Annotated in this window: 9 protein-coding genes and 1 tRNA gene; 4 read left to right on the plus strand and 6 right to left on the minus strand. The window is 47.4% G+C overall.

Annotated features, from left to right (window positions below):
• On the plus strand, positions 1-888 hold the full coding sequence (gene fabD / locus IT233_09785; GenBank protein ID MCC7302923.1) for an ACP S-malonyltransferase: 888 nt from the start codon (positions 1-3) through the stop codon (positions 886-888).
• Here fabD and IT233_09790 read toward each other — a convergent pair.
• Together IT233_09790 and IT233_09795 are read right to left on the minus strand one after the other, a co-directional pair.
• The gene (locus tag IT233_09790) at positions 885-1733 is read right to left on the minus strand and encodes a hypothetical protein (protein MCC7302924.1); all 849 of its coding nucleotides are present in this window, start codon (positions 1731-1733) and stop codon (positions 885-887) included. The two genes, fabD and IT233_09790, sit on opposite strands and share 4 nt — an antisense overlap.
• A gap of 41 nt (positions 1734-1774) precedes the next feature.
• Entirely contained in the window at positions 1775-2878 is a 1104-nt protein-coding gene (locus IT233_09795) for a M42 family metallopeptidase (protein MCC7302925.1), read from the minus strand.
• A 190-nt stretch (positions 2879-3068) separates the two neighbouring features.
• Between IT233_09795 and IT233_09800 the strand changes: the two genes are divergently transcribed.
• From IT233_09800 to IT233_09810, 3 genes are all read left to right on the plus strand, one after another.
• Positions 3069-3509, plus strand: coding sequence for a hypothetical protein (locus tag IT233_09800; protein MCC7302926.1), 441 nt, complete (start codon positions 3069-3071; stop codon positions 3507-3509).
• Between the two features lie 95 nt (positions 3510-3604).
• Positions 3605-4636, plus strand: coding sequence for a tetratricopeptide repeat protein (locus tag IT233_09805; GenBank protein ID MCC7302927.1), 1032 nt, complete (start codon positions 3605-3607; stop codon positions 4634-4636).
• Between the two features lie 63 nt (positions 4637-4699).
• Positions 4700-6811 carry an OmpA family protein gene (locus tag IT233_09810; GenBank protein MCC7302928.1) on the plus strand — a complete coding sequence of 704 codons (2112 nt, stop codon included), beginning with the start codon at positions 4700-4702 and terminating at the stop codon, positions 6809-6811.
• Here IT233_09810 and IT233_09815 read toward each other — a convergent pair.
• The 4 genes from IT233_09815 to IT233_09830 all read right to left on the minus strand — a co-directional run bounded on the left by IT233_09815 (position 6811) and on the right by IT233_09830 (position 11863).
• A tRNA-Thr gene (locus tag IT233_09815) sits at positions 6811-6882 on the minus strand. The genes IT233_09810 and IT233_09815 overlap by 1 nt on opposite strands.
• 9 nt (positions 6883-6891) lie before the next feature.
• Complete coding sequence (locus IT233_09820) at positions 6892-8841, minus strand: tetratricopeptide repeat protein (protein MCC7302929.1); 1950 nt, start codon at positions 8839-8841, stop codon at positions 6892-6894.
• Positions 8842-8848: 7 nt separating this feature from the next.
• Positions 8849-10627, minus strand: a complete 1779-nt coding sequence (locus tag IT233_09825) for an acyl-CoA dehydrogenase family protein (GenBank protein MCC7302930.1) — start codon at positions 10625-10627, stop codon at positions 8849-8851.
• Positions 10628-10687: 60 nt separating this feature from the next.
• Positions 10688-11863, minus strand: coding sequence for an acetyl-CoA C-acyltransferase (locus IT233_09830; protein MCC7302931.1), 1176 nt, complete (start codon positions 11861-11863; stop codon positions 10688-10690).
• Positions 11864-11989 lie beyond the last annotated feature (126 nt).

An 11989-nucleotide genomic window follows, 5' to 3' on the forward strand; every position in this document is an offset into this window, starting at 1 on the left:
ATGCATGAATATATTTTTCCGGGGCAGGGATCCCAGTTTCCAGGCATGGGCAAAGAACTATATGACGGCTCGGCACAGGCACGCGAGTTATTCGAGAAAGCTAATTCCCTGTTGGGATTTCGTATCACGGATAGTATGTTTGCCGGCACGGAGGAGGAATTGCGGCAAACGAGAGTAACGCAGCCCGCTATTTTTTTACATTCAGTGATTTTGGCACAAACACTCGGAGCATCGTTTCAGCCAAAGATGGTGGCAGGGCATTCGCTGGGAGAGTTTTCTGCACTGGTAGGTAACAGTACGCTGACCTTCGATGATGCACTGATGCTGGTTTCTAAGCGCGCCCTTGCCATGCAGAAAGCATGCGAGATGAATCCCGGCACGATGGCAGCCATACTGAATCTGGAAGATTCAGCAGTGGAAGAAATCTGTGCCGCCGTGAGCAAAGAAACCGGAGAAGCGGTAGTGGCTGCCAATTATAATTGTCCGGGGCAACTGGTTATCTCCGGTTCCGTGAAAGCGGTAACCGTGGCCTGTGAGAGAATGAAAGCGGCGGGAGCAAAACGTGCACTTTTGCTGCCGGTGGGGGGAGCCTTTCATTCACCATTGATGGAACCTGCGAAGATTGAGCTGGAAGCAGCCATACTCAACACACGGTTTTCGCATCCGGTGTGTCCGGTGTACCAGAACGTAACGGCCGCTCCTGTATCAGATCCGGAACAGATCAAGAAGAACCTGGTAGCTCAGCTCACGGCTCCGATACGATGGACACAGTCAGTAAGAGCCATGCTGACGGACGGAGCCTCTAAATTTACGGAAGTAGGTCCCGGCAAAGTACTTCAGGGCCTTGTGAAAAAAGTGAATAAAGATGTGGAAGCACTCAGCGCTTAGCCGGCCACATACTTATTACGAAGACTGCTGATTTTTTCCCCGATCTGGCGAACTTCCTGCTGACTCACCTCACCTTTAACGGCCAGATTGTCGTAGACTGCTTTCACGCTCTGTAGATCGGATATCAATCCTGTGAAGAACTCATCCGATTTAAATTCTCCCAGCAAACTAATCAGCTGTTCAAGGTGATGTTTTTGTTCCCAGATTTTGGAATAGAGCAGTTTATTGGCATCGTCACGGGGAACATCCCCGAGTGTACGAACGGAGGTATAGAGGCCTTCTATCCAGCCTCCCACAACCACGAGCGTAGCGAGACCGATACGCTCATTAGACTTCAGTGTTTTGTCGATTTCCGCATAGGAGTCAAACACCAGTTTTTCCAGTGAATCCTTATTTGTTTTATACTGCTCGTAGGTTGTAAGTGCGCGCTGATCAAAAGCAATGGGAATACTGAGATCATCAGCCAGCTTCTTTGCTGCTTTAAGATAAGCGGCCACGTCCATATATTGTTCAAAGGTGATAACATAGGCTACGTCTGCACCGTAAATTCCCAGATTGATGGCTTTTTGATTATTCTGGTTGTACTTTTCTGCCAGTGCCGCATCATTCAATGCAGTGCGTTTGAAATCAGCGCCTGTCTGCGGGAGTTCACTAAGAATATCGAAGGGAATAGGGATGTTGGAGATCGTTAGGTCGTACTTGAACTGCACCTGCTCATCGGCGGTGTTTTTGACCGAATCAAAATTAATCGTTTGGTTGGTCCTTTCGCTGTTGTCGGTAGTTCCTCCGCATCCAAATATGACCAACGAGAGGGATACCATGGTAATTGGCAGAATAGGGCGCATGACAATTTGTTTAGATATGCAAAGCTAATAGAAATCGGTCTTCAGGCAAAATAGGAGAAATTATGATTCTTCCGGATATTTTTAAGGCTTTCAACGATAAGACGGATCACATTTTCCACATCCTGCCTGTGGACGGATTCCACGGTGGTGTGCATGTAACGCAAAGGTAAAGAGATCAGGGCTGAAACGACCCCGCCCCCGATAAATGCGAAGGCATCCGTATCCGTACCGGTGGCTCTGGAAACAGCTTCCCGCTGAAAGGGAATACTTTTTTTCTCTGCTGTATGAATAATGAGATCCAGGAGTTTATTGTGCACCGCTGGGCCGTAGGTCAGAACCGGTCCCTTGCCGCAGGCTACATCGCCCTGAGCCACCTTATTCATCATCGGAGTGGTGGTATCGTGACAAACATCGGTGATAATAGCCACATCCGGCTTGATCCGTTTTACAATCATTTCAGCGCCACGCAATCCCACTTCTTCCTGCACTGAATTAGTAATATATAGTCCGAAAGGCAACTTTACTTTGCTTTCCTTCAGCAAGCGGGCAACCTCCGCAATCATAAAACCACCGATCCGGTTATCGAGGGCACGGCCGGTGTAGTAGCGGTCGTTCAGGGTGATCAGTTCATCTTCATACGTACACACGCAGCCCACATGAACTCCCATTTCCTCTACCTCCTTGTCAGACGCGGCGCCAACATCAAGAAAAATATTCCTCAGTGAGGGAACTTCTTCCTTACCGGGTTCCCTGACGTGAATGGCAGGCCAACCGAAAACGGCCTTCACTATGCCGCCTTTGGTATGAATATTCACTCGCTTGGAGGGGGCGATCTGGTGATCAGAACCACCATTGCGGCGCAGGTAAATGAATCCGTCTTTGGTAATGTAATGAACGAACCAGGATATCTCGTCACAATGTGCTTCAATCACTACTTTAAATGTCGCCTTAGGATTAATTACGGCAACCGCGGTACCGTAATTGTCGGTAAATATCTCGTCTGTCCACGGACGGATATAATTCATCCACATTTTCTGTCCTTCCCATTCAAAACCCGTGGGAGAGGCATTGTTAAGATACTTTTTCATGAACAAGTGGGAGGACGGCTTAAGAATGCTTTTCGGGGTCTTGGTCTTCTTCGGCATGGCTTTTGTTTTAAGGTAGCAAATGTACGCTTTTGAGCTATTCGGGAACAGGGAATTTGACTGGCGGAAATTACTGGTTCATAGTAGATTACAAACACTTTGTCGAATGACCGCAGGTTACTATTTTGTTCAAAAGATTATTTCGGTTCCGGGTAGGAATTTGCTTTTTTTGAACCTCTAAAATCAGACCATGAAATCATTGCATTTACTTTTACTGAGCCTGCTGTTTACCGGTGGTGGTATGCTGGCCCAAACAGCCAAGAAGGGCGGTCCTTTGGACGGGAAAATTTACATTATTGAAATTTTTCTTGACGGAAAAGAAAAGAAATGGCATGATGATGATTTGAAATTTATGGCCGGCAGCAAGCTGAAATCGGTGCTTTTTGCCGACTGGAATTTTTCGGCCAACCTCTATGAAGGAACCGTGATTGATTCGACTTCTGAAAAAAAGGTCATTGTGTTCAGCTGTGAGACCAAGAAAAACGACAAAGGGGAGATTATGATCTGGAGCGGAACAGTGACCGGAAAGGAAATCGAGGGAACCATTGAACTCCAGAACTCCAGCGGTAAAACCAAAAAATCCTTCACCTTTACCGGCTCCGAGAAGGAGAAGAAACAGGTGAAAAAATAGACTGAAAAGCCCCGGGAGCCGATAGGAGATACCGGGGTTTTTTATTTGGGAAAAGCCTTCCCAAATTGTACCTTAGTGCCCTTTGCCCCCATTCCATGAAAAAGATCTTACTTCTACTCCTGTTTCCGGCCGGTCTGTGTGCCCAGGACACCGTGAAGGTGAACACCATTCCTAACCAGGATGCTGAAAAATATTACAATGAAGGCATTTCGGCTTATGCCAGCAGGAATTACGAGAGCGCTATTCAGAGCTTCTCTCAGGCCATTCAGCTCAAAGCCGATTTTGAAAAGGCCTGGTATAACCGCGGTATATGTTATTTTGAACTGAAAAACTATGCACTCTGTATTTCGGACGAGACCAAAACAATTGAGTTAAACCCGAAAAACGACATGGCATTTTACTACCGGGCGCAGTGCCTGTATGCTATGGGTAAAAAGACCGATGCGGTGAATGATTACACCAAGGCCATTTTGGTTAATCCTTCCTATGCTCAAGCTTTTTATTACCGGGGCGGGATCAAATTTGAACTGGGAGATTACAAGGGCGCTATCGAAGATTTTGACAATGCCATTATGAGCAAGCCGGATTATGCTTATGCATTCAACGACCGCGGTTCGGCCAAACGGATGCTGGATGATCTGGACGGTGCGATTGCCGATTACCGTAAAGCCATTTCTCTGGACGCCAAACTGGCATTTGTGCATAATAACCTGGGCAGTGTGCTGCGAAAAAAAGGCGACCACAAAGGCGCTATTGATGCTTATACCCAAAGCATACAGATTAAGCCGGATGCCCAAACCTTCAACAACAGGGGCAGCGCAAAATATGATGACGGCGACTATGCCGGTGCCATCAAGGATTATTCCGAAGCCATCAAGATGAAGTACGATTATGTGTACGCCTACAACAACCGTGCGGGTGCCAGGATAAAGATGAAGGATTACAAAGGAGCTATTAATGATTGTGACTTTGCCATTAAACTGAATCCACAATACAGCGACGCTTATGTGAATCGTGGGATCGCAAAAGAAATGCTTCGTGATAAAACCGCCTGCGATGATTGGAAAAAAGCGGTAAGTCTTGGCAACGAAACGGCAAAAAATTACACCGGAGATTGCAAGAAATAGGCAGAGCGGCCATTGGACAAGCAAGCAGGGTTGCGTGAAAAAACTAATGATTAAAATATAGCCATGATAAAAAGGATTCTCGCTTTCGTATTCATTCTTTGCGGAGTACTTGGGTACAGCCAGCAGAATGTGGAATTCAAAAAAGAGAATTTCAAGGATAAAAAAGATCAGCTGAAAGAAGCGGTGAGGAATCTTGAAGAAGGTGATCCGCATTTTCAGGAGGGGATGAACTTTTTGAAAAAGTACTACAAAGGGGAGGATCAGGCAGAAGGCTATGTAGGCGCCTATGTCAGCATGGCGCTTCCTTTCTATCTAAAGGCACAGGATTTTAATCCCAATAACGCATTACTGAACTATAAGATCGGATTTTGCTACCTCTATTCGCCCTTTAAATGGAAGGCACTTCCGTTTTTCGAGAACGCAGTGAAACTGAATCCTCAAGTTGTTCCGGATATCAATTACTACATTGCCAGGGGCCACCATCTGCAAAAACACTGGGATGACGCAATCAATTATTATAAGAAAGCGGCCCAGTATTTTGACCCCAAGGATGATCGCTGGAGGATCGAAGACTGCGAAAAAAAGATTAAAGAATGCGGTTACGGAAAAGACTATGAAAAAAACCCTACCCGCGTGTTCATCGACAACGTTGGGCCGGAAGTGAACAGCGCGTATCCTGATTATGGTCCCGTGATCTCTGCCGATGAATCCATCATGTTCCTCACTTCCCGTCGCCCGGGTTCCACCGGCGGGCAGCAGTCGGAAGGCTCGAACTACTTTGAAGACATTTATATCTCTAAAAACATGGGTGGAAAATGGCTGATAGCAGTGAATGCGGGCAAACCCATTAATACCGAAGGCCATGACGCCACGGTAGGACTTTCCGCTGACGGCCAAACGCTACTGATATATCTTGACGACGGAGGAGACGGGAATATTTATGCCTGCGAGCAAAAAGGGGAATTCTGGAACAAGCCGGACAAGGTAAGCTCTAATGTGAATACTAAATCTCATGAATCTTCTGCTTCTCTATCTGCCGATGGCACAACCCTTTATTTTGTAACCAATAAAGAGGGAGGTATTGGCCTGCATGATATCTACTACGTAAAGAAAGATGAAAAAGGCAAATGGGGAAAACCCGTTAATCTCGGTCCGGTGATCAACACCAAATACAATGAAGAATCTGTTTTTATACATCCCGACGGAAAAACACTGTATTTCTCCTCTGAGGGGCACACCAGCTCCGGTGGCTATGACATTTTCAAATCGATTTATAACGAAAAAACGCTGCAATGGTCTGCCCCGGAAAACCTGGGATATCCGGTAAACTCACCTGACGATGACATTGATTTTGTGCTCTCTGCTTCCGGAAAACACGGATATTATTCTTCCTTCAAAATGGACGGATACGGTGAAAAGGATATTTACATGATTACTTTCCTCGGTGCAGAGAAACCTCCCCTGCTGAATAATGAAGACAACCTCCTTGCTTCTACTGCCGCCCCTGTAAAGGAGCAGGTATCTATGCAGAAAGTAGAAATTTTAACCGCCCAGCTTACCATCCTGAAGGGAACTATTACGGATGCTTTCACCAAGAAGCCGCTGGATGCGGATATTGAACTGGTCGACAACCAGCTTGGTAAAGTGATCGCTACCTTTAAGAGTAATTCTGCTACCGGTAAATATCTTGTATCCTTACCGGCAGGTAAAAACTACGGAATTGCTGTTAAAAAGGACGGGTACCTTTTCCACTCTGAAAATTTTGATATCCCCATGACCGCCTCCTATCAGGACGTGGTGAAAGACATTGAACTCAAGAACGTGAAGGTGGGAACCAAGATTGTACTCCGCAATATCTTTTTCGACTTCGACAAAGCAACGCTTCGCCCCGAATCCAAAACAGAACTGGACCGGCTTATTCAATTGCTGAACGATATTCCTACCCTTAAGATCGAAATCTCCGGCCATACCGACAGCAAAGGATCAGACGAATATAACCTTACCCTTTCCAAGAACAGGGCTCAGGCCGTGGTGGATTACCTGATCAAGGCCGGTATTTCATCCGGTCGACTGGTTTCCGCCGGTTACGGTGAAACAAGACCAATCGATACAAATGACACGGATGATGGCAGGCAGAATAACAGAAGGACAGAGTTTGAGATATTGAGTAAGTGAGCCGAAGAGGGGATTTGAACCCCTGACCTACGGTTTACGAAACCGTTGCTCTACCCCTGAGCTACTTCGGCTGACTAAAACTATACACGTATACCCACAACCAGGATGTCATCCACCTGCTCATGAGCACCTTGCCAATCCAGCAGCGAGCTTTCCAGTCGCTCGCGTTGAGATTCCATGGGAAGCCCGGCGATGTTCAACAACAGGTTCCGGAAATTGCGAGTCATGAGTTTCTTTCCTTTCTCACCGCCAAACTGGTCGGCATAGCCATCTGAGAATAAATAGATGCTATCACCTTTTTGCAATGTAAGCGACTGCGGCGTGAACGAACCGGCTAAGGCGTTTTCTGATCCTATGCTGATTTTATCGGCTTGCAACTCCTTCACTGTCCCATCCCGTATAATCCAAAGCGGATTAAACGCTCCGGCGAATTCCACGATGGTTTTATTCCTATCAAATGCAGCAATGGCAATATCCATCCCGTCGGATCCCATTGCATCCCCCTGCTGACGCAAACGCATGGGCAACAATCGTGTGCACAGATCGAGGATATCCGAAGGCTTGGTAACCCTGTCTTCCATGATTACCTGGTGAAGGATATTGAAGGTAAGAATGCTCATGAAAGCACCCGGTACACCATGCCCCGTACAATCCACAATCGCCGTTATTGTTTTATCGCGTTGCTCAAATACACAGTAATAATCGCCGCTCACAATATCTTTGGGCTTATAGAATACAAAATGATCACCCAGACTCTTCTTCATGGCATCATGCGATGGAAGAATGCTGGTCTGCAAGCGCTTCGCGTAGCGTATACTATCAAGGATATCTTTGTTCTTTTCCTCAATAACTGCATTTTTAACAAATAATTCGGAAGAGAATTTCCTGTTCTGCACCAACGCTCGTCCCAGCACCACCGCGCCTCCCAATACCAGCAACAAAGCTCCCACGGAAATAATAAGGATCGTTCTGTCTTTGGAACGCTGCAGTTCCAGGTTCTCATTATCCATTGTAAGAATCTCGATCTCCTTGCGCTTCTTTTCCGAATCGTACTTATTTTGAAGTTCCTGCGCTACTTCAGATGCCTTTTGCCGGGAAATGGAGTCATGTACCTGATGCATGCGGTTCAGGTAGGCAAACGCTTTCTTAGAATCTCCCAGTTTTTCCCAGGAATACGCCAGGTTCTTCAGACAGTCACGCACATTCTCCACCTGCCCGGACTTTTCGGCAAATACGATGGCACGCTCTGAATAATTAACCGACTCCCGGTACAAACCCAGCTCAAAGTAAGCTGTACCAAGGTTCATAAGGATAATGGAGCGTTTGCCCTCCTCCATTTTCTTGCCGCTGAGTACAGCAAGATCTGCTTCTTTATAATATTCTATTGCCTTGGCAAAATCCCGGGTTTCCATGAACACGTTCCCAATAGCGATAAGGCATCCCACCACCCCGGTCTCATCGTTCATACGTTTATTGAATGCCAGGTTTTCAACCAACAGGTTCAGTGCCTTATCGTATTGCTTCTGGAGGCGGTATACGATGGCCATGTTGTAGTCGCAATTCCAGGCTCCTGCCGTATCACCAATAGCCAGGTAAGTTTTTTTTGAAAGTTCGTGGTACTCCAGGGCACGGTTGTAATTGGCCTGATTCTTATATATGATCCCCAGATTGGTGTAACTGCCGGCGATCTGCTTCTTATCACCTGTTTCCTCAGCGATACGGATCGCATCCATCAGGAATTTCACGGCATTTTCATAGTCTGCCTTGTTACGGTAAATGATTCCCAGGCTGTTATACGCCCTGGACAAGCCCCGATTGTATTTCAGCTTTTCGGAGAGTGTAGCTGCTTCACTTCCGTAATGAAGCGCCTTTTCCAGGTCTTTGTAAATGTACTCCCGACAAAGCCGGTTGAGGGTGAGAATGCGGTGGGTGTCGGGCCCCTGCTGTAACAGAACATTCTCCAGCGAATCAATCTTCCCTGCAAAAGAAAAACTGCAGATCAGGAGTAATATGCCTGTGATCCGGGTCATCCGAAGCCTAAAAACAGTATCGGCCTTCCGAAATGAGCTTTGCGGCAACATTTCTCCGGCCATCTTTGATATTGTAATTCTCCGTTTTTGTGAATCGCTTCAGTCCCATCAGCATCATGCGTTGCTCATCACCCTGGGTGAAGGACTGGATGGCATCTTTACCCTCTTTAAAAATTCTATCTGCGGCGTCGGTCATGAACACCTTCATGATGTCAATCTGTGTTTTGCAATTCTCCTCTCCCTTCATGCCCACTAACTTTTCCACGCGTAGCTGCAGGCTCTCTGCGATATATGTATCAATGACCATGTTGGCAATATTCATTACGATCTCCTGTTCTTTTGCCAGTTCCATCATCAGCTTCTGAGCGGCAGAACCTGCCACCATCAGCACCGCTTTTTTAAGTCCTGCCAATGTTTTCTTTTCAGCAGCGAACAGCGATGTATCCGGCTCGCTCATGTCAGGAATGCTCATAAGTTCCCCGGCTACTTTCATGGCCGGGCCCATGAGGTCCAGTTCACCTTTCATGGCACGCTTCAACAGCATATCTACAATGAGCATGCGGTTGATCTCGTTTGTTCCCTCGAAAATTCTGTTGATCCGGGAATCACGGTAAGCACGGTCCATCGGAGCATCGGCACTAAATCCCATCCCTCCATAGATCTGCACACCTTCATCCACTACAAAGTCCACACACTCCGAGCCTGCTACTTTCAGGATGGCGGCTTCCGGTGCAAACTGCTCCACACCTTTAAGCACCGCTTTCGATTTGTCCATGCCTCCCTTATGCAACGCATTGATGGCATCTTCAATATTCTGGGTGGCTCGGTACAAGGCCGATTCAACGGCGTAAATATATACTGCCTGTTTTGCGATCTTGTGACGGATGGCACCATATTTAGCAATCGGTCTTCCGAACTGCTGCCGTTCGTTCGCGTATTGAACCGACAGGTCGCTGATTCGTTTGGCCGCGCCCAGTGCTGCAGCTGCCAGCTTGATTCGGCCAACATTCAGGATATTCACGGCTATCTTAAAACCGTTTTGCCGCTCGGAAAGCATATTCTCCGCCGGAACCTTGCAATCATTGAAAAAAACCTGCCGTGTGGAAGATCCCTTGATCCCCATCTTATGTTCTTCGGGGTTAAGGGTAATGCCACCAAAAGATTTTTCCACAATAAAGGCACTGAGGTTCTCATCGTTATCAACTTTAGCAAACACGATGAAGACATCGGCGAAACCACCATTGGTGATCCACATCTTCTGCCCGTTCAGGATATAAAATTTCCCGTCAGTACTCAGAGTAGCCCTGGTTTTACCGGAATTTGCATCCGAACCGGATCCGGGTTCTGTCAGACAATAACACGCTTTCCACTCTCCATTGGACAATTTGGGGAGGTACCTGGATTTCTGGGCTTCATTTCCGTAATAAACAATAGGCAGTGTCCCAATTCCGGTATGCGCTGCAATAGCTACGGCGAAAGAATGCCCGGCACCGAGTGCTTCTGTTCCCAGCATTCCGGTTACAAAATCCTTCTCATAGCCACCGAATTTCTCTTCCACATTCAACCCCAGCAGTCCGAGCTGAGCGGCTTTATCGAGAAGCGAAACCATAAGGCCTTCCTCCTGGCCATCAATGCGATCAAGGATTGGCCACACCTCCTGCTTAAGAAAGTCCTTACAGGCTTGCTCGATCATGCGTTGTTCCTCCGAAAGCTGCTCCGGGATGAAGATATCTGCAGCGGTGGTTTCCCGGATCAGGAATTCTCCGCCTTTAAGTGTTGTGCTCATATAATGTAGTTCGTCTTAATTTCGTTCGATCAATCTGGGCCCGGCTGTGCGGTGGGCTGTTTACATCATTTCAAACACTCCTGCCGCGCCCTGGCCGGTTCCAACGCACATGGTAACCATACCGTACTTTTTGTTGCGTCGCTTCAATTCATTAAACAACTGAACTGACAGTTTTGCACCGGAACATCCGAGGGGATGACCCAGAGCAATCGCACCTCCGTTAACATTAATAATATCAGGGTTGAGTTTAAGCTCGCGGATCACTGCCAGCGACTGGGAAGCGAAGGCCTCGTTGAGTTCAATAAGGTCAATCTGTTCCTGCCGGAGGCCTGCCAATTGCAGTGCCTTTGGAATAGCAGCCACCGGGCCAATGCCCATAATGCGTGGAGGAACCCCTGCGGTGGCATAGGAGACCAGCCTGGCTATGGGTTTTAGATTATTTTCCTTGAGGAATTTTTCACTAACGACCATCACAAACGCTGCCCCATCAGAAGTTTGGGAAGAGTTTCCGGCCGTAACAGATCCTTTAGCGTCAAAAACAGGCTTTAGTTTGGCCAGTGCTTCAGAATTGGTATCGGCACGCGGACCTTCATCAGCGCTCACTATAAATTCGCGCGTCTTTCTTTTCTCTTTTTCATCGATATAGGTCTCTGCAATTTTAACAGGAACGATCTCGGCATCAAATTTCTTTTCCTGCTGGGCTTTGATGGCTTTTTGGTGGGAAGCAAGGGCAAAGGCATCCTGGTCTTCGCGGGACACTATATATTGAGAAGCCACGGCTTCCGCGGTTAGGCCCATTCCCCAGTAGTAATCGGGATGGTCCTTTGCCACATCGTAATTGGGAACAATCCGCCATCCGCCCATGGGGATGAGCGACATAGATTCAGCGCCACCTGCAATGATGCAATGAGCGAGACCCGAGTGGATTTTTGAGGAAGCGATGGCGATCGTTTCAAGGCCGGATGCGCAGTAACGATTTACGGTCATACCTGGCACCTTGTCAGAATTGAAGGCCAATAATGAGATCAGCCGGCCCATATTCAAGCCCTGCTCCGCTTCCGGCATGGCGTTCCCAACGATGAGATCGTCCACTTTCTCGACAGGAACGTCAGGCATGGAGGCCATGAGGTGCCTTATCACACCGGCGGCAAGTTCATCAGGGCGTGTGAAGCGGAATCCACCGCGGTTAGCCTTACCAACGGCGGAACGGAATGCAGCTACGATATAAGCGTTCATTTCACTTGAGTATCAGGGGGTAAAGGTACGAAAAATGGGGGGATAAAATTGCGCATACCAACAGTACCATGTTGGTCAGACGTTATCCGGCGGTAATACACCTCTGACAACGCATCCTTTAAAAAA

This window comes from Bacteroidia bacterium (genome assembly GCA_020852255.1).
Lineage (GTDB): Bacteria > Bacteroidota > Bacteroidia > JADZBD01 > JADZBD01 > JADZBD01.